This window comes from Sulfurospirillum diekertiae (genome assembly GCF_002162315.1).
Lineage (GTDB): Bacteria > Campylobacterota > Campylobacteria > Campylobacterales > Sulfurospirillaceae > Sulfurospirillum.
This window is the reverse complement of the sequence record NZ_CP021416.1, coordinates 1,643,315-1,661,721: the sequence shown is the minus strand read 5'-3', so window position 1 is coordinate 1,661,721 and position 18,407 is coordinate 1,643,315. Positions and strand designations below refer to the sequence as shown.

The following is an 18,407-nucleotide window of genomic DNA, read 5'->3' as shown; positions in this document are numbered from 1 at the left end:
GTGTTTTTAAGGCTGTACTGATTGCGGAGTAAATTGAGCTGTTTGCGTGCAATGTCTGTGTAACCTTTTGAATATTTTTTGGTAATTTCTCGTGCTATATGAACCGCTTTTTTATGGTTTGAACCAAAGGTGATGTAGATGTTAATGCCATCCCAAACAGTGCGCATTGTACCATGTGTATAGTTTGAAATAACCGCAGAGAAAATGAGATTGTTAGGCACAAAGAAAATTCTTCCTGAGCGCGTGTTTTCCATATACGATGTTAAGGTAATGTCTTCAAGTACCGTCATACGCAGGAGTGAAATATCGATAATATCGCCAACATAAGGCAGACCATCTTTTTTAACTTTGATACGATCTCCAACGTGGAAACTGCCCCCAAAAATGATGACCATCCATCCTAAGATGCTCATAAACCAGTCTTTCATCGCAATCGCAATACCCGCAGAGGCAAAACCTAAAACAGTTACAAGGTAGGAGACATTTTCGATGTAGGAAAAAAGTAAAATAAGAATAATCAGTGTGACGTTGGCAAAATTGATAATTTTATTGGCAGTATAAAAACGCTCATTGTCTTTGATATAACGTTTAGCAAAAAATTTGAGTAAAAGCGTAAAAACAATGACAACAACAATGAATATACCGATGTTGAAGGCACGTTTCATTTGTAAAGTAATGTCTTGCGTAATACGAATCGTTGCCTCTTCGACTTTCTTTACATGTAAAGAGTAACTGGTACTCGCAATCTCTTGTGCAACGATAAAGGCATTAAGCTCTTTTTGTGCCTCATAGATCATGTCTTCATTGGTAATTATAGGCTCAATTTGGTAAATTTCTTCGATTAGAGCCAGTTTTTCTTTGAGTTTTGTAACCAGCAAGTCTAAACGATCAATTTGTGCTTTATAATCCATACTATCTTGTTTGATTTTTTTTGATGTACGAAAGTGCTGAAATAATAGCAAGCGGATTCGTGATTTTTGGGTACGTCTCCAAATCAGTTGACTCAATTATTTTGCTAAAAGGAGAGTTTTTAAACTCTTGCAAAAGTTCGATCTGTTTTTCAAGTGACTCTTGTTTGCTCGTCAATCTTTCACGTTTTTCTACAGAAACTTTGTCTTTGGCCGTTTTTACTTTTTTAAGTTCGGCATCGACTGTCGATAACTCTTCGATCAATTTTTGATAACTTAGGTAATTGCCATAACGCTTGTACCAGAGATTGTTTTGGATGGTTTCATCAATGGCAGCCACTTTTTGATGGAGAACTTCCGTTTTCATGGCGTCTTCAAGCTTTAAAGTGCTGTTTGTTTCTGCTAAAAGAAGATTACATGTAAAGAAAATCAACCAAAGAATTTTTTTACACATTGACGTCCTTTAATGCTTCTAAAACAACCTCTTTGGTAATGTTGTTACGCATATCATTGCCACCAATTCCATTGGCTAAAATAAATGTTATTTTGTCATGAGCACTTTTTTTATCTAAGAAAAAAGCATCGTAAAAAGCTTCTGGATCACTAATATCATAGTGTGTTGGTAACGCGTAACGTTCTAAGAGGGCTTCTATTCGACTGCCCTCTTCCTTGCTTAACAGCCCCAGTTTTTGTGCTAAAGCGTTTGCCATCACAATACCAATGGCAACAGCTTCACCGTGTAAATAGGTGCTGTATTGAGTTTGGTTTTCGATCACATGCGCAAACGTATGTCCATAGTTTAAAATGGCGCGTATGCCTCTTTCTGTTTCGTCTTGTGAAACAACATCGGCTTTGATAGCGATGCTTTTATGAATGGCCGTTGTAAGATGAGTTTCATCGTGAAGATCGTGTGTTTCAAGCCACTCAAAAAAATCTTTATCAAACGTGACTGCCATTTTGATAATTTCTGCAACACCTGCGGCAAATTCACGCTTTGGCAAAGTTTTAAGAAACGCACTATCGCAATAAACGGCGCATGGTTGCCAAAAAGAGCCAATGAGGTTTTTGCCATAACGGTTGTTGATACCTGTTTTGCCACCCACACTCGCATCGACCTGCGCTAAAAGCGTTGTAGGAATTTGAATGAAGCTAATACCTCGTTGATAAATCGAAGCAGCAAACCCCGTCATATCACCAATAACCCCTCCTCCAAAGGCAATTAAAAGAGATTGACGATCTAAGCGATGTTCAAAACATGCGTCTAAAATAAGATTGAGACTCTCAAAATTTTTTATACATTTCGCCATCGGGTAAAATAACCGTATAAAGTTCTTTGGCAAAAAGTTTTTTTTTGGAGCGCTTCAAGGTGAAGAGCTGCTACCGTGGTATTGGTTACGATTAAAACTTTTGTATCAAAAATAAGCTCTTTTAAAAGAGTCTATTGTGACGCTATAATCTTTTGAAGTGGTTTTATTTAAGACAACATTGACTTGCATTATCTATCCATATTTTTTTATTTATCATACTCAAAAAGCACTTAATTATGCATTGATTGGGATAAATAGCTGATAATTATTGGCAAGTTTAAAGTGAAGTTTTTCCATATCTGTAGAGAAAATAGAGAAAAAATTAGCTTCCAAAATTTTAGGGCTAAAAGGTATGAATTGCAAAATATTGTTTTTATTACGAAGCTTTACCAATGGATTTTTATCACTTTGCACCACATCCACTTCACGCCCAAAGATCTTTGAAAGGTTGTCAAAATGCTCAATCAAGCTATTTTTTGCATTTTCATGGTCAGGGTTATAGCTGTAGAGTTTGAGTTCAAGTGAGAGTTGGGTTGCCACATCAAAAATCACCGAAGATTCTTGCTCAATTTCATGGGCGTCATTGCTTAGAACTACCCCTTGGTTTAGACCACCAAAGCCACGTTTACCCATCTTAAAAATCGGCAATTTTGTTTTATAGAGTGTACGTTTGTTTTTTTGGAAAAAGTTGTTCATTACGACAATCAAACCGATGTCCATTTTTTCTGTATCTTCACGCAAAACTTTACGCGGGCTGGTCTCAAAATAGTCAATCATAACGTGTATATGGTGATTACTGTAGCCTTTGATCTTTTCGAGTGTCTTGGAGTACGTCGGATTGATGATCTTTACATGTAATTTGTTGCTATTAAGTTTGGAGTGCAATAACAAGGCATCGTTGATGAGTGTATCAATCTCTGTATCATCCATCCTTAGCATGTCAATGATACAGTAAATACTGCTTCCAAAGGGTGAAGGGAATTGTCCCAATTCTCGTTTGATACTTTTAAAGACACTTTGCAACACTTTAGGATCACCAATCATCAGCAAAAGATCATTAGGAAGAAGCATCAATGCAGGACGCGGTAAAATAAGTGTATTTGAGCGGTAGATGGCTGCAATTTTCCATTTACTCTGCTCAATAGAAGCGAGATGTCGGTAGGCGTAAGAGCTTCCCACAGGCACAGAAACTTCCATAATTTCACCAATGCCAAGTCCGATATTTTGAGCGACAATCGGCGTGTTTGGAAGATGATCGGTGAAACGAGAAGCGAGAATTTCACGGGAGTTGAGCATCAAAAGACGTTTATCTTCAATTTTTAAATCCCATCTGTCCATGATGACGATGCGCACTTTACTGTCCACGCGTCTAATGTTGGTGTAGGTGGCTTTAACATCCAGTTCATTGGACATAATAATCATGATTTGAAAAAACTGCTCATTGAGAATGATCGCAAGCTTTTCGTAACTTGTAGGATCAAATTCGAAAAATTTAAAATTTTCAGGGCGTTTTTTAGGTATAGTCTCTTCTTTATAGGTCACAATGGTGTAACTATTTTCGCCTGCTTCGGTTTCCATAACCTTTTCTAAAAATTGTTTTGCTAGAATGCCATCAGCGATGATCAAAATTTTTTTTCATTGTAAAAGACTCCCCATAAACTAAAGAGGATATTGTAACTAAAATGGAATTTCAGATAGATAAAACCGATGGACGTGCTCGTGCTTGTACGATAAAAACGGCACATAGTACCATCCAAACCCCTGTATTTATGCCCGTTGGAACGGTGGGCAGTGTGAAAAGCTTAGATGCTGTTGATATGAGCGAAATGCTTGGAGCTAAGATAATCTTAGGTAATACGTACCACCTTTATTTACGTCCCAATGATGAAGTAATTAAACATTTTGGTGGGCTTCATGGCTTTACCAAGTTTCCGAACAGTTTTTTAACCGATAGCGGTGGATTTCAAGCCTTTAGTTTAAGTGATATTTCCAAAGCCGATGTCAATGGCATTATGTTTAAAAGCCATATTGATGGCTCATCGCACTACTTTACGCCTGAGAAGGTGCTTGATATTCAGTACAACTTTAATTCTGACATTATGATGATTTTGGATGATCTTGTTGCCCTTCCTGCAACCAAAGAGCGTGTTGCTCTGTCCATTAAGCGCACAACCGATTGGGCACAACGTGCGATTACCTACCATAAACAAAAACAATCTGAGGGTATTGGACTTCATCAAAACATTTTTGCGATCATTCAAGGAGGAACCGATAAAGAGTTTCGTCGTATCAGCGCGAATGAGCTGTGTGCCCTACCCTTTGATGGATTTGCCATTGGAGGACTCAGCGTGGGTGAAAGCAATGCGGAGATGTATGAAATCGTTGAATACGTCACGCCTCTGATGCCAACGGATAAACCACGCTATTTGATGGGAGTTGGAACGCCTGAGGATTTGGTGGAAAACGTGGAGCGAGGGGTGGATATGTTTGACTGTGTCATGCCAACGCGTAATGCGCGTAACGGTTCACTCTTCACCTCATTTGGAAAAATCAGCATCAAAAATGCTAAGTTTCAAAGGGATGAAGCACCGCTTGATCCTGAGTGTGACTGCTTTACATGTAAACATTACTCACGTGGTTATTTGCACCATCTTTTCCGCTCAAAAGAGCTGACCTACTTTAGACTTGCGTCTATTCACAATCTTCATTACTACTTGACTTTAATGAAACAGATGCGCCAAGCGATCCTTGAAGGACGCTTTGCTGCTTTTAAAGCAGAATTTTACGCGAAACGAGCCAAATAAAATGCGCTACACGGTGGATGCGAAAGAGCGTTTTGAGTTAAGTTTGCTCTTTTGGCTTGATCGGTTTATTAAGTCGAAACTGACCTCTCTTTCCAACCGCCATGTCGAAGAAAATGCCAAGCTCTCCGCCATTATTGGCGCGCTCAATCATGGTAGTGCAACGATGGATGAGCTAAAAAATCTTGCTAAAGAGGCACGTAATATTGGGCTAATTGGCATCAATCTTTTTATCAATCCGCTGGAGAAATTTTACTATTACATTGTACCTATGGGGTTGACGTCTCTTAAAGAGATTGATGAAGAACTTTTGAGTGAATTTCTTGCCTCTCAAACAGGCTCACTCTCCGATGCCACAAAGAAAAATTACCGTATGGCGGTTGTCTCACTCTTTAAATTTATTGACAAACAGAACGAAGACGCTAAAGGTAATTCACATCAATTTCGTATCGAGCTTAAGAACTGGGGAGGTCTTGGTGGTAAAAAGGGTGAGAAACTTCCGGCTCACATGTATAAAGAAGAGCTCTCACGCTTTTTCAAAGCGATCGAAGAGACGGAGTTTAAACCCTATGTTCAGGCAAAAAATAGACTTTTGATTAAGATGATTATTTTTACAGGTATGCGTGTCAGTGAAGCTTTGGACTTAAAACTGAAAGATATGGTAAAAGATGAGGATTACTACATCTTTCAGATTCGAGGTAAAGGCAATAAACCTCGCACGGCGATGATTAAAGTGGAACAGATTGAGCATGATTTGAGCGAATGGATGAGTTACCGAAGTTCTGAAAATCCCCTTTTGTTTCAAAGCCGTACGGGTAAACCGTTGACGCAAGCGTATGTCAGTTATATCATGGATAAAATCCTCATGACGGCGGGGATTAGAAAAGAAAAAAACGGTGCGCACATGTTGCGCCATACCTTTGCAACACTGCTTTATCAAAAAAATAGAGACCTTATTTTGGTGCAAGAAGCACTTGGACACTCTGATTTGAATACCTCTCGCATTTATACCCATTTTGATAAAGAGCGTTTAAAAATTGCAGCTAATACTATGGATGACGTACAATGAAACATTTATACGACCAGATCGATCGTTTCCACCTTTTAGATATTAAAAATGCAACTCATCCTTCCATGTTTGTGGAAGAATCCAACTATGATATTTTAATCTTAGCGCTACCCACCTCACGCGACAAAGAGCTTAAAATTGACTCGTATGCTTTTGTGTTCGATGGAACTTCATGCTATTGGTACGATAAAAACGTGCAAGAATTTATAGATTTTAAAACGATGGAAAAAGTCTATGAATTACTGAATGAAAAAACAAATATTGCAATGAAAATGTTAACTTCTTTGCATGAAAGTATTGATTGGATGGAAGAGCAGTTATATGACAATGCTCAGTTGAGTTCATTTATGCGCTATTGGCTTAACACAAAAAAAGATCTCAGTCGAATTAACCGCCTTCTAACACTGAGTGTTGAAGTTTTGGAGAGTTTTATTGAAAGCTATCTCAAAGAAGAAAATTTTTTATCCATTCATTTTAAAGATATTCACGAACATTTAAGTCGTACCAATCGCTCCTCTTTACTGGCAATCGACAAGTTAAATAACCTTTATAATTTTTACACCAGTCGCAATAATGAACGCATGAACAAAACCATCTACCTTTTGACAATTTTCTCTGGAATTTTTCTTCCCTTAAATCTCATTGTTGGTTATTTTGGTATGAATACACATGGATTGCCCCTAGATGGCATCGCTAATGGATCAACAATTGTTGCATTTTTATTGGGATGTTGTGCCATGTTAATGGCGGGAGTTATTTTATATTTTGGTAAAAAAGTTTAATCTTTGAGGTGCTTTTTGGGATAATCAAAAAAGAGAATGTGTCCGCTCTCTTCGGTAATTTCTTTAAAGCTCTCCATCTCAAAACTAATACAAACGATGGCACAGGTAGGAATATTACTTAAAATAGCACCACTTAAACGCTCACCCACTTCGGTGATGGTTGGGTTGTGTGCAATAATAAATATCGAACTATAGTGATCGTCTGTAGCATGGATAAGCTCCATATACTGCTCATATGAACTCTCAAAAAGAGTATCGATAAGTTTTATTTTCTTTTTATCGTAATTCATCTCTTTCACAAGCTCTTTAGCTGTTTTTTCAGCTCTTTTCGCAGGGCTAGTATAGATAATGTCGGGCTTCACATCAAACAGTTTAAGACGCTTTCCCATAAACGCAACATCGCGTTTTCCCCTACTATTAAGGGGTCTTTCAAAATCATCTATGGTTTCATCTTTCCAGCTTGACTTGGCATGTCTGATTAAATAGATTTTTTTCATATGTCCTCTTTTTCGTATGCTCTATTATAGACGACAAAGGATGAGATTAAAATAAAAAATTCTCATTGATCCAATTTAAGACGAGTCTTCGGTTAACCGCAAAGAAAGGAAGCTCTTCTCGTAGGACAATTTCAAGTTTTTTCATCGAATAGTCATCCAATCGTAAATCATCTGCAACGCGGTTCATCATCATGAGCATTTGGGGTGCTGAGGTTTTATCAAATTTTTCACTTCCTTCTGCTTCAAAAAAAGTGGTTTCATTGTAGGTGTTCTTATCGGGTTGATAGTCATCAAATTGTAAAAAATCTTCCTTTACATGTAAACTCACACACGCTCCTTTTTAGGTAGTAAAAATGTTAATAAAAATGCAATCATCGCAATGGCTGCTCCTATAAAAAAAGACAGCACTGATAGAATAAATCCAAACAATTCCTAAGGTAAAAGGCAGAAAAACAGCCGCAATATGGTTAATAGCCGAAGCAACCCCTGATGTGACGGCTATATCTTTTGGATCGGCTATTTTTTGAAAATACGTTTTTAAGGCAATAGCAATGGTATAAAAGAGATTATCTAAGATATAAAGCGATACTGCCATCGTTTGTGATTGTACCAAACCATATAGGATAAAAATGAGAACAATTGAAATATATTCTAATTTTAAGGAAAGCGTTTCACCAAAGCGTTCTATGAGTTTTCCTGCGTAAGGTGCGCAGACCATATTTAAAATCGTATTGACAATGAGAAGTAAAAGCATATTTTCAACAGTAAAATGAAACTTCTCAACTAAAAGAAATCCTGCAAAAACAACCACAATCTGACGGCGTGCTCCAGCAAGAAAAGTGAGTACATAAAAAAGCCAGTATTTTTTGCGTAGAAACAGCTTGGTTTCTTGGACAATATCGTCTTTAAAATGTTCAAACCCGATCCATGTTGCGATGGCTAAAAGCATAGTGATTCCACCGCTGAGCACATAAACAGCGATATAGCCTATATCAAAGATTTTCATCATGACATAAAGTATTGCCAGCGTAAAGAGTGCTATAAAAGATCGAAGGGCTGAGATTTTACCAAGAAAGGAAGGCGCTTGATCTTTACTAATCCATTGCAGTGAAAGAGAACTATGTAATGTTTCAAGATAGTGAAATCCCACAGACATAATGAGCGTTGTAACGTAAAGTCCGACGACTGAAGGGAAAAAACCTGTCAAAAGTGTTCCGAGTCCTAAGAGTAATAAAGAGAGGTAAGCCGCTGTTTGTTGACGAAAAATTATCAAAACAAAGACAATGCTAAAGGCTAGGAGCCCAGGAACTTCACGAATACTTTGCAGTAAACCAATTTTTTCACCATCAAACCTAGCCACTTCAACCACAAAGTTATTTAAAAGAGCATTCCATGTTGTAAAAGCAATAGGAACAGCAGCCGCTAAAAGATAGAGAAGTTGCTCACGTGTAGCAAAGAAAGATTTAATGTTCATAATGTAGGCGATACCCTATACCACCTTGATTTTCTATAGTATCTTCAGGGAGTTTTTTGCGAAGGCGCTTGACGAGTGCCCTTATATTTTCGGTCGTTGTAAGTTCTCCGCCCCAAACATACTGTTCAATGCGTTCGAAAGAGATATTTTTATTGAGATTTTTAGTAAAAAGATTGAGCAGTAAAATCTCTTTTTTGGCAAGCTTCACCTCTTCTCCTTCTCCATCAAGAAGAATTTCTTGCTCCATAGAGTAGCTAAAACCTTCAGGAAGTGAAACGAGACAAATTTTTGGTTTGCAAAGTTTTTCGATTTTAGTTTCTAATTCGTACATGTAAAAAGGTTTTTTGAGATATTCGTCGCACCCTTTACTGTAAGCCTCTTGAATTGTATCCAACTCAACATTGGCACTGATGATAATAGCGGGTGTAGAAGCATCCATAACACGGATCTCTTTTAGAAGACTCAGACCATCAATACCAGGGACATTGATATCTAAAATAAAACAGTCATAGCCATTATCAATGGCCTTTAACGCTATTTTCCCATCTTTAAAAAGGTCAATACGGTACTTTTTCTGCTCAAGTGCTTCAACCATAAGGTTACCGAGTCGTTCATTATCTTCAAGTATCAATATTTTCATGCAGCTCCCTTGGCTTTTTTAATGGTAATGCAGATTTGTGCACCATTCTCTTTTTGTTTAGCAATAATTTTTCCACCCATTTTATCTTCAATAATCAAACGTGCCATGTAAAGCCCAAATCCATCTCCATGCTCTTTGGTACTCATAAAAGGGTCAAAAATAGATTCAAGTTTACTTTTTTCAATACCACAACCATCATCGCTGATGGAGAGATAGATATGCGTGTCATCATTGCTTAACTCAATTTCAATGATACCATCTGTATTCTTACTCTCTCTCTCTTTTTCACAATACTATCTTTTGCATTATTAATGATGTTTAAAACACATTGTTTAAATTCATTAGGATAACCAAAAGCTAAGAGTGGCTCTTTGGAGGGTTGGACAATATTGATCGTAATGTAATTGTACTTTACATTATGATTGACAACACTTAAAAGGGTATCGATGGCTTCACGTACATCAAAGGCTGTCTGCGTGGATGAAGGCTTAATGAATTGTCTAAAATCATCAATCGTATTGGACATATATTTTACTTGCGTCATAATGTCATCGACAACTTTCTGGGTATCTTCTTCCCCAAGAACTTTTTTACGGCGTTTATAAATGAGTTCTTGCGCAATAGCGGAGATTTCGACTAGAGGCGTTTTCCACTGATGGGCAATACTGGCGATCATTTCACCCACTTCGGATTGTTTTGAACGCTGGATAACAAACTGTTCATGGCGTTTTCGCTCTGTTTCAATACGTCTTTTTTCTGTGACATCGGTTAAAATGGTGACAACGCCTGCTTCTTGGTTGTTTTCATCGGTATAGTATGTCCTTCGAACCGAAAAAATAATTTTGTCTTTAAATGGCATTTTCATCACAATCTCAGCACTAGTGGGACAATCAAGGGGAACTTCTTGAATTTTATCGCAAAAACCAGGCATGATTTCTTGAACATTTTTACCAATGATATCAATTTTATCACGCTCAAGGATTTCACAGAGAAGATCATTACATCCCAAAATCTTACCATCATTCGCTTTCCAAAAAATGGCACTTTGGATGTTATTTAAAAGTACATAATCCAATTTTCCTTGACGTAAGAGCTCTTTTTCCAATGAGATACGTTTAATAATATTTAAAACCAAAATAGTGGTGAGTAAAAGGAGTAATGGCATAAGTGCAAAAGCATTTTCAACAAACCTACGGTGTTTTTCATAAAAACTTTCAACACCATTAATGACTTCAGCAGGACTTGGAACATCGCTAAGGGGTATACCGTATTTACGTAAAATATTATTATCAAAAAAATAACTGCTCGAAGGTGTTTCAATAGGAACTGAAGCAATCTTTTTGCCATTAATAAGCTCAAATGCTTTTTTCGCAGCCAATGCCCCTTGATCATAAGGGTTGATCATGTACCCACCAATGATACCTTCTCCTAAGTGAATATGATTCAGTGCAAAAACAGGAAATTTTGAGCGTTGGAAAAAGGATCTGAGTCTATGATAAGGTATGTAAACCCCATACATATCACGGTAAAAGCTGGTAAAAAGAATGACACTATGTTTAGGAAGTTTGTCAATTTTTTCGTCAATTTTATTAAAATCAATTTTGTTGTCAAAGACCACACGGAATTTATCTTGAAAATTATTGGATTCATCAATAATCTGTTCTTTAATGGCGAGAGAAGAATAAGCATCATCACTGATAATATAGACCATCTTTGTCGCAGGGAAGAGTTGATAGATCAGTTCTAGGTTTGTACGTATATCTTTGTATTCAATAACTCCCGTTACATATTTTTTGAGATATGTATCTAATTCTTTAGGGTTAAAGTTCTCCACACCACAAAAAATAACGGGGGTGTTTGGAAAAAGTTCACGGTGGTATTTTAAAACAAAATCATAGGCGTAGTTATCGGCAACGATGATGGCATTATATTGACGATTACGAAATTTCTTTCGATAAAGATCCAGTAATTCATCAAAATAATTTTCTGATTCTATCTTTTTACTATCCATATATTCAGTAGTAAGTTCATATTGTGGATGTTTAAGCATAATATCTTCAATACCACGTGAAATTCCATCACTCCATTTGAGGCCTTTATTATAGGAATGTATTAATAAAATTTCATCACTATATAAAAAAGAGCTGTAAAAAAACAATATGATTAGAATTTTTAAGTATTCCATAAGTTTAATGCCTTGTTTTTTTGTAATTCTATCAAAAAAGTCTCATTTATATCTCTTTTATCGCCATATAATTACATCAGTCTTAATTATGAGATGTTGAGTAAAATTTATTGATGGAGGTTTCGCGATGTCGAAAAAAGCAATATCTATGCTGATTCCAGTATTGGTAGTGTTAGTTGTGTGGTTTATCCCTGCTCCTGAGGGATTGAGTGTTAATGCATGGCACTTTTTAGCAATTTTTCTAGGAGTTGTTGTAGGTCTTGTTCTTGAACCAGTCCCTGCTGCACTTGTTGGTTGGATTGGTGTGTGTTTAGTTGCCTTACTGGGCATTATTGATCCCAAACCTGCTGAGGGTATTAAGTGGGCACTTTCTGGCTTTTCCAACTCTATTATTTGGTTGATCTTTGCCGCATTTATGTTCGCTGCAGGTTATCAAAGAACAGGTCTTGGTAAAAGAATTTCTCTTATCATGGTTAAATTTATGGGTAAAAGTTCACTCGGTCTTGGCTATGCTGTGGCATTTGCTGACCTCCTTCTTGCTCCATTTATGCCATCAAATACCGCAAGAAGTGGTGGTACGATTTTCCCTATCGCGATCAACATCCCACAAATCTTTAACTCTACTCCCGAAAATGAGCCAAGAAAACTCGGTGCATATATTACTTGGGTAGCAATGGCTGCAACATGTGTGACAAGTTCTATGTTCTTGACGGCACTTGCTCCAAATCTTTTAGCGATTGACCTTATTGCTAAAAGTGCAAAAGTGACCATTGAATGGGGAGCATGGGCAAAAATCATGATTCCATTGATGTTACCTCTTTTCTTATTAACTCCATTGTTGGCATACATCGTATATCCTCCAACACAAAAAAAATCTCCAGAAGCACCAATTTGGGCTGCTAATGAACTTAAAAAAATGGGAGCTATCTCATTTAAAGAGATTATGATGTTGTTGTTTGCTGTGCTAGCACTCGTTCTTTGGATTTTCGGTAAAGAATTGCATATTGATGCTACAACCGCAGCGATCTCTATTGTTGGTTTAATGGTTCTTTGTAACGTAATCTCTTGGGATGATATTATTGGTAACAAAGGTGCTTGGAACGTTTTAGTATGGTTCTCCACTCTTGTTGCACTTGCCGGTGGTTTAGCAAAAGTAGGCATCCTTAAATGGATTGGTACATTAGCAGAATCTTCTCTAACAGGTCTTCCTCCAATGACATTGATGATTTCTATGCTTGTTGTATTCTTCTTGCTACACTATTTCTTTGCAAGCGTTACAGCACATGTTTCAGCGTTGGTTCCTGTTTTTGCATTGATCGCTGTTAAATTTATTGCTCCTGAGCAATTACCAGCATTTTTGATTCTTTTCGCAGGAAGTCTAGGTATTATGGGTATTATCACTCCATATGGTACAGGTCCATCTCCAATTTGGTACGGTGCTGGTTATATTTCACAAGCACGTTGGTGGGCATTGGGTGCACTCTTTGCTGTGATTTATCTTGCCGTTTTACTTCTAGGCGTATTCATTTTTGTATAATGTTATAAGGTACATCCCCTTTGTGGGATGTACACTTTTACAGATCTTTACATGTAAAGATCTGTAGAGGTGCCCTCCTTTTAAATGTAAACTTGAACATTGCACCTCTACGCTTAGTACTATGTGTGTGACAAAAACTAACTTTTTCGGAGATGAAAAATGAGAGAAATTAAGTACGAAGAGATCGTCAAAAGTGTAAAGGATATGATCCTTTATAGTGCAACCAACTTGCCAAAAGATGCTTACAAAGCGTTGGAAGATGCATACAAAACTGAAAAAAGTGAAGTATGTAAACAAGTTCTTAAACAAATTTTGGACAATGCGGACATCGCAGCCAATGAAGCAAGACCTCTTTGCCAAGATACGGGCTTAGCCGTCTTTTTTGTCAAAGTCGGTGAAGATGTTAAGGTTGTTGGTGGTAGTTTGAAAAAAGCGATCAACGAGGGAACAGAACAAGGCTATAAAGAGGGTTACTTAAGAGCGTCTACCTGTCATTGGGATACACGTGCAAACTTAAAAGATGAAATCGGTTACAACCTTCCAGCGGTGATTCACTTTGACCTTGTTGAAGGGGATGTATTAGACATTGAATATGCTGCAAAAGGTGGCGGTTCTGAAAACGTTTCTCGTGCAACTGTCTTTGCTCCTGCAAAAGGAAGAAAAGGTATTGTTGAATACGTTAAACAAGTGATCTCTGATGCGGGTCCAAATCCTTGTCCTCCATTAACTGTCGGTGTTGGTATTGGTGGAACCTTTGAAAAAGCGGTTATCTCTTCAAAACATGCTCTCTTTAGGGAACTTGGAAGCAAAAATCCAGATCCAGTTTTGGAGTCAATGGAAGAAGAGTTAATGGTTCTTCTTAATAACTTAGGTATTGGTGCTATGGGAATGGGTGGAACAAATACAGTTCTTGGCGTTCATATTGAGAAAAACCCATGCCATATTGCGAGCTTGCCAGTGAGCGTTAACGTTCAATGCCACAGTTCACGTCACATGCATATCAAGCTATAAGGAGAAAATTATGAGCAAAACTTATCATTTAACAGCACCACTTAGTGAAGCAGATGTAGTACAACTTAAAGCGGGCGATATTGTTTATTTAACAGGTGTTGTCTATACAGCACGTGATGCAGCACACAAAAAATTAGTTGATCTTTTAGATGCAGGACAAGCACTTCCTTTCGATATGAAAGGTGCAGTAATTTATTTTGTTGGACCAACTCCTCCAAAACCAGGCGATCCAATCGGTAGTGCAGGTCCTACAACGTCATACAGAATGGACTCATACTCACCAAAACTTATCAATGAGCAAGGTCTTAAAGGTATGATCGGTAAAGGTAAACGTAGCCAAGAAGTTTTAGATGCATGTGTTAAATCAAAAGCCATTTATTTTGGTGCAACGGGTGGTGCGGGTGCACTTCTCGCACGTCAAATCAAAAAAGCTGAAGTGATTGCCTATCCAGAACTTGGCCCTGAAGCCATCAGAAGACTTGAAGTCGTTGATTTTCCTTTAACGGTTATTAATGATACCTTTGGTGCAGATCTTTACAAAATGGGTCGTGCACAATACGAAGTGTTCTCATAGACCTTCATTATAAAAATGAGAGCCGCTAGGCTCTCTTGTGTTCTTTTACTATTAAAATTTTATCAAAATCTATTTAGAATTTCTGTCTCAGAGTTTTTTTGATAAATTTTTTCTTTTTTTTGTTTTAACGGTGATAAAATATCACGCATTAAAGATTATATTGTTTTTGTTGGTTAGATAATGTGCGTAGTTGACTTAATACGATAAGTTTCAAAATATATAAACGGTGATAAAGGATAATGTATGAAAGTTAGTGTGGGCTATGGAAAGGACGAAAAAATTTGAGTTGGATATTAACGATAAACAGTTGGTAGGTGTATATAATCCAAATGGTGTTCCCAAAATTGATTACAATAAAGCGATTGATGATGCCTTAGCCAATCCTCTTGGGAAGGAGAGTTTTGATCATTTTAGTGATACCAATGAACGTATCGTTTTTATTGTCAATGATGGTACGCGCCCTACTCCAACGCGAAAAGTACTTGCGCGCATCTATCCCAAAATTAAAGACAAAGATATTTATTTTATTGTTGCAACGGGGTGTCATAGAGCACCCACTGAGGAAGAGTGGCATTTTATCTTAGGTAAAGAGATATACGAAGATCTCAAAGCAAAAAATCGCCTTTGGAGCCATGATTCGCACAATGATGCAATGGTTTACCTTGGCAAATCGACTAATGGGACAGAGATGTATCTCAATAAAATCGTAGCGGAAGCTAAAAAAGTGTGTGCCATTGGTTCGGTTGAACCACATTATTTTGCAGGCTACACGGGTGGACGAAAAGCGTTTTTACCCGGTGTTGCGGCGTACGATACGATCCAGCAAAACCATCTTTTAGCGCTTCATCCTAATGCGCAAGCCCTTTCTTTAAAAGGTAATCCTGTGCATGAAGATATGATGGATGCGATGAGCGTACTTCAACATATTGATGTCTTTGCCATTATGACCGTTTTAGACAGTGACCACGACATCTGCGCGGTTACTGCGGGTGATTTGAGTGATTCATTCTATGCTGGTATTGATAAAGCAGATGAAGTTTTTTGCGTAAATATCCCCCAAAAAGCGGACATTGTTATCTCTGTTGCTCCGTATCCTATGGACATTGACCTTTATCAGTCTCAAAAAGCACTTGACAATGGGAAATTGGCGCTTAAAGATAAAGGTATTCTCATTATGGTAGCAAAATGCCGTACTGGTATTGGCGAAGAAGGATTTTTTAAACTCATGAGTTCCGCACATTCAGCTCAAGCGGTGTTGGATAAAATCAAATGTGGCTATAAACTAGGTTACCACAAAGCAGCTAAAATGGCGGAGATTAACCTTTGGGCTCAAAGTTGGGCGGTGAGTGAACTCAGTGATGAGGAGATGAAAGCGGTACACTTAAAGCCATACCATGATTTACATGTAGCTCTCGCTGATGCAATCAAAGAAAAAGGTGAAAATGCCAGCATTATCGTACTTCCTTTTGGTTCGATTACCGTTCCAAAACTGCTAAATAATAAAGAGTGTTAAAGGCACGTGGGCTTTCTACGCAAGATTACCTAGTGTTAACGTAGGTTTTAGAGCTTTGCTTTGCAACCTACGTCAAGAATAGAAATAAGGATTGATGATGAGAGTTTTGTACTATGACTGTTTGAGTGGTATCAGTGGCGATATGAATCTTGGCGCACTTCTTGATGTGGGTGTGGAAGAAGCCTATCTTAGACAAGAACTCTCAAAACTCTCTTTGGACTCTGCCTTTGAACTCGTGATTCAAAAAGCTAGTAAAATGGGCATTGGTGGAACAAAAGTAACCGTCAAACTCACACCTCAATGGCATATACATGCACATCATCATGAACATCATCATCATGAACATCGAACATTTAAAAGCATTGAAGCGATCATTAACAACAGTACCCTTTCTCCAAGCATCAAAGAACGAAGTCTTAAAATGTTTTGGATGGTGGCAATGGCTGAGGGAAAAATCCATGGTAAAGAGCCTCAAGAAGTCGGATTTCATGAAGTGGGGGCAGTTGATTCTATCGTCGATATTGTAGGCGCTGCGATCTGTTTGGAAGCTTTACATGTAAAGAAGATTATGGCTTCAAAAATTGAGCTTGGTGGCGGGTTTGTGCAGTGCGCACATGGCACACTGCCCGTCCCTGCTCCTGCAACGCTTGAGATTTTAAAAAATGTACCAGTCACATTGGGGCGCGTGGCGTTTGAAACAACAACACCCACGGGTGCGGCTATCATTAAAGCCAATGTGGATGTTTATGAGAAGATGCCCTCTTTGCTAATTGAAAAAATAGGCTATGGCATTGGTCATAAAGATTTTTCAATTCCCAATGTATTGCGTGTTTTCTTGGGTGAAGAAGAGGAAGCGGCTCTTCTTGAAGAGGTGGTACTAGAAACCAATATTGATGATATGAGCCCTGAAATACTTGCATACGTACAAGAAAAACTTTTTGAAGCGGGTGCTAAAGATGTCTATACAACCGCTATTACCACTAAAAAAAATCGTTTGGGTGTGAAGTTAAGCGTTTTGGTTAGTCAACAAAAAGAGGCAAAAGCGATGGAAATTATTTTTGCTGAGACTTCTTCCATTGGACTGAGACGCTCACTTGTTCACAAAATTATGTTAGAGCGTGAGATGAAACGTGTTGGTACACCCTTCGGTGAAATTAGTGTGAAATGTGTTTTTTTACAGGGGAAAATGCTCAAATATAAAGCGGAATACGAAGAGTGCAAACAAGCAGCTCTCAAACATAATGTACCAATTTTAAAGATTTATGAGAGTGTAACTATGGCAATGAAAGATAAAAAAGATGACTCAAAAATATGAACATTTAAAAGAGATTATTGCTTCCTATGAACGTCTTATTGTGGCGTTTTCTGGAGGTGTTGATAGTAGCTTTTTACTTAAAACTGCATACGATGTTTTAGGATCTAACGCTTTGGCTATCACCGTTTCGACTCCGTATATTGCCAGATGGGAAATTAATGATGCTAGGCGAGTTGCCAAGGAGATTGGTGTTTCACATTTGGTGATGGAAAAGCCTTGGATTGATGCCATTCGCCACAATCCTGAAAACAGATGTTATCTTTGTAAGCACGCCCTATTCTCTTCTTTAGGTTCTTTTGCAACAGAACACAATTTTAGTGCCATCGCTGAGGGTAGTAACGTGGATGATACCTTGGAGTATCGCCCTGGACGTGTTGCTCTTGGAGAACTTGGTATTAAAACACCTCTTTTAGATGCAGGATTGAGTAAAAAAGAGATTCGCGCTCTTTCTCAAAAACTTGGACTGAGTACATGGGATAAGCCCTCTTATGCGTGTTTATTGACTCGGTTTGCGTATGATAAGCCTATTGCAGAAGGAGCTCTCATGATGGTAAGTGAGGCAGAAGCGTATATGATCGCGCAAGGGTATCCCCAAATGCGCGTTCGTTATGAAGAGGGTTTAGCACGTATTGAAATGCCTCAAAATGAGGCTATTCGCCTTTTGAATGATAGCCATTTAAACGAGGTAACGGAACATCTTAAATCGCTTGGATTTTTACATGTAACGTTAGATCTTGAAGGCTATCGACATGGTTCTATTGCAGAGTCATTAAGTATTTTGGAAAAGGTATGAT

Annotated in this window: 16 protein-coding genes and 3 pseudogenes; 9 read left to right on the top strand and 10 right to left on the bottom strand. The window is 37.9% G+C overall.

Translation table 11 applies throughout. The features are described 5' to 3' along the window. Positions 1–233 precede the first annotated feature (233 nt). The 4 genes and pseudogenes from Sdiek1_RS15605 to Sdiek1_RS08515 all read right to left on the bottom strand — a co-directional run. Positions 234–395 (bottom strand): annotated as a pseudogene (locus Sdiek1_RS15605) (mechanosensitive ion channel family protein); the annotation flags it as partial. A 517-nt stretch (positions 396–912) separates the two neighbouring features. After that, positions 913–1,362, bottom strand: coding sequence for a hypothetical protein (locus Sdiek1_RS08525; RefSeq protein ID WP_087438730.1), 450 nt, complete (start codon positions 1,360–1,362; stop codon positions 913–915). Further along, positions 1,355–2,404, bottom strand: a pseudogene (gene aroB / locus Sdiek1_RS08520) (3-dehydroquinate synthase). Before aroB ends, Sdiek1_RS08525 begins: the two are co-directional and overlap by 8 nt. Positions 2,405–2,449: 45 nt before the next feature. Continuing rightward, complete coding sequence (locus tag Sdiek1_RS08515) at positions 2,450–3,841, bottom strand: COG3400 family protein (protein ID WP_192866732.1); 1,392 nt, start codon at positions 3,839–3,841, stop codon at positions 2,450–2,452. A gap of 56 nt (positions 3,842–3,897) precedes the next feature. Between Sdiek1_RS08515 and tgt the strand changes: the two genes are divergently transcribed. From tgt to Sdiek1_RS08500, 3 genes are read left to right on the top strand one after another with little or no spacing between them, the layout of a single operon-like run. Further along, on the top strand, positions 3,898–5,019 hold the full coding sequence (gene tgt / locus Sdiek1_RS08510) for a tRNA guanosine(34) transglycosylase Tgt (protein ID WP_087438729.1): 1,122 nt from the start codon (positions 3,898–3,900) through the stop codon (positions 5,017–5,019). 1 nt (position 5,020) lies between these two features. Next, complete coding sequence (locus Sdiek1_RS08505) at positions 5,021–6,085, top strand: tyrosine-type recombinase/integrase (protein WP_087439865.1); 1,065 nt, start codon at positions 5,021–5,023, stop codon at positions 6,083–6,085. Beyond that, positions 6,082–6,867 carry a CorA family divalent cation transporter gene (locus tag Sdiek1_RS08500; RefSeq protein ID WP_087438728.1) on the top strand — a complete coding sequence of 262 codons (786 nt, stop codon included), beginning with the start codon at positions 6,082–6,084 and terminating at the stop codon, positions 6,865–6,867. The genes Sdiek1_RS08505 and Sdiek1_RS08500 overlap by 4 nt, the downstream gene beginning before the upstream one ends. Here Sdiek1_RS08500 and Sdiek1_RS08495 read toward each other — a convergent pair. Genes Sdiek1_RS08495 through Sdiek1_RS08475 form a run of 6 tightly spaced genes read right to left on the bottom strand, consistent with a single transcriptional unit; the run spans position 6,864 to position 11,528 of the window. Further along, a complete protein-coding gene (locus Sdiek1_RS08495) occupies positions 6,864–7,364 on the bottom strand; it encodes a SixA phosphatase family protein (RefSeq protein WP_087438727.1) in 501 nt (166 codons plus the stop codon). The two genes, Sdiek1_RS08500 and Sdiek1_RS08495, sit on opposite strands and share 4 nt — an antisense overlap. A gap of 46 nt (positions 7,365–7,410) precedes the next feature. Continuing rightward, entirely contained in the window at positions 7,411–7,692 is a 282-nt protein-coding gene (locus tag Sdiek1_RS08490; RefSeq protein WP_087438726.1) for a hypothetical protein, read from the bottom strand. 12 nt (positions 7,693–7,704) lie between these two features. Beyond that, entirely contained in the window at positions 7,705–8,838 is a 1,134-nt protein-coding gene (locus Sdiek1_RS08485) for an MFS transporter (protein ID WP_238098895.1), read from the bottom strand. Beyond that, a complete protein-coding gene (locus Sdiek1_RS08480) occupies positions 8,828–9,478 on the bottom strand; it encodes a response regulator transcription factor (protein WP_087438725.1) in 651 nt (216 codons plus the stop codon). The genes Sdiek1_RS08485 and Sdiek1_RS08480 overlap by 11 nt, the downstream gene beginning before the upstream one ends. Next, positions 9,475–9,684: an ATP-binding protein gene (locus tag Sdiek1_RS15220; RefSeq protein WP_238099292.1), complete on the bottom strand. Its 210-nt coding sequence runs from the start codon at positions 9,682–9,684 to the stop codon at positions 9,475–9,477. The genes Sdiek1_RS08480 and Sdiek1_RS15220 overlap by 4 nt, the downstream gene beginning before the upstream one ends. A gap of 29 nt (positions 9,685–9,713) precedes the next feature. Then, complete coding sequence (locus tag Sdiek1_RS08475; protein ID WP_238098893.1) at positions 9,714–11,528, bottom strand: sensor histidine kinase; 1,815 nt, start codon at positions 11,526–11,528, stop codon at positions 9,714–9,716. Between the two features lie 262 nt (positions 11,529–11,790). On the opposite strand from Sdiek1_RS08475, the gene Sdiek1_RS08470 reads away from it, so the two are divergent. The 6 genes and pseudogenes from Sdiek1_RS08470 to larE all read left to right on the top strand — a co-directional run bounded on the left by Sdiek1_RS08470 (position 11,791) and on the right by larE (position 18,406). After that, positions 11,791–13,200: a DASS family sodium-coupled anion symporter gene (locus Sdiek1_RS08470; RefSeq protein ID WP_087438724.1), complete on the top strand. Its 1,410-nt coding sequence runs from the start codon at positions 11,791–11,793 to the stop codon at positions 13,198–13,200. A gap of 159 nt (positions 13,201–13,359) precedes the next feature. Then, entirely contained in the window at positions 13,360–14,211 is an 852-nt protein-coding gene (locus Sdiek1_RS08465; RefSeq protein ID WP_087438723.1) for a fumarate hydratase, read from the top strand. 10 nt (positions 14,212–14,221) lie between these two features. Continuing rightward, positions 14,222–14,785, top strand: coding sequence for a Fe-S-containing hydro-lyase (locus tag Sdiek1_RS08460; protein ID WP_087438722.1), 564 nt, complete (start codon positions 14,222–14,224; stop codon positions 14,783–14,785). Between the two features lie 243 nt (positions 14,786–15,028). Then, positions 15,029–16,298, top strand: a pseudogene (locus Sdiek1_RS08455) (lactate racemase domain-containing protein). 97 nt (positions 16,299–16,395) lie between these two features. Beyond that, positions 16,396–17,613, top strand: coding sequence for a nickel pincer cofactor biosynthesis protein LarC (larC, locus tag Sdiek1_RS08450; RefSeq protein ID WP_087438721.1), 1,218 nt, complete (start codon positions 16,396–16,398; stop codon positions 17,611–17,613). Then, the gene (gene larE / locus Sdiek1_RS08445; protein WP_087438720.1) at positions 17,597–18,406 is read left to right on the top strand and encodes an ATP-dependent sacrificial sulfur transferase LarE; all 810 of its coding nucleotides are present in this window, start codon (positions 17,597–17,599) and stop codon (positions 18,404–18,406) included. Before larC ends, larE begins: the two co-directional genes overlap by 17 nt. Position 18,407 lies beyond the last annotated feature (1 nt).

Coding starts and splice junctions, on each gene's coding strand:
- Sdiek1_RS08525 (WP_087438730.1), bottom strand. CDS start 1,362: ATGTGTAAAAAAATTCTTTGGTTGATTTTCTTTACATGTAATCTTCTT.
- tgt (WP_087438729.1), top strand. CDS start 3,898: ATGGAATTTCAGATAGATAAAACCGATGGACGTGCTCGTGCTTGTACG.
- Sdiek1_RS08505 (WP_087439865.1), top strand. CDS start 5,021: ATGCGCTACACGGTGGATGCGAAAGAGCGTTTTGAGTTAAGTTTGCTC.
- Sdiek1_RS08500 (WP_087438728.1), top strand. CDS start 6,082: ATGAAACATTTATACGACCAGATCGATCGTTTCCACCTTTTAGATATT.
- Sdiek1_RS08495 (WP_087438727.1), bottom strand. CDS start 7,364: ATGAAAAAAATCTATTTAATCAGACATGCCAAGTCAAGCTGGAAAGAT.
- Sdiek1_RS08485 (WP_238098895.1), bottom strand. CDS start 8,838: ATGAACATTAAATCTTTCTTTGCTACACGTGAGCAACTTCTCTATCTT.
- Sdiek1_RS08480 (WP_087438725.1), bottom strand. CDS start 9,478: ATGAAAATATTGATACTTGAAGATAATGAACGACTCGGTAACCTTATG.
- Sdiek1_RS08475 (WP_238098893.1), bottom strand. CDS start 11,528: ATGCTTAAACATCCACAATATGAACTTACTACTGAATATATGGATAGT.
- Sdiek1_RS08470 (WP_087438724.1), top strand. CDS start 11,791: ATGTCGAAAAAAGCAATATCTATGCTGATTCCAGTATTGGTAGTGTTA.
- Sdiek1_RS08465 (WP_087438723.1), top strand. CDS start 13,360: ATGAGAGAAATTAAGTACGAAGAGATCGTCAAAAGTGTAAAGGATATG.
- Sdiek1_RS08460 (WP_087438722.1), top strand. CDS start 14,222: ATGAGCAAAACTTATCATTTAACAGCACCACTTAGTGAAGCAGATGTA.
- larC (WP_087438721.1), top strand. CDS start 16,396: ATGAGAGTTTTGTACTATGACTGTTTGAGTGGTATCAGTGGCGATATG.
- larE (WP_087438720.1), top strand. CDS start 17,597: ATGACTCAAAAATATGAACATTTAAAAGAGATTATTGCTTCCTATGAA.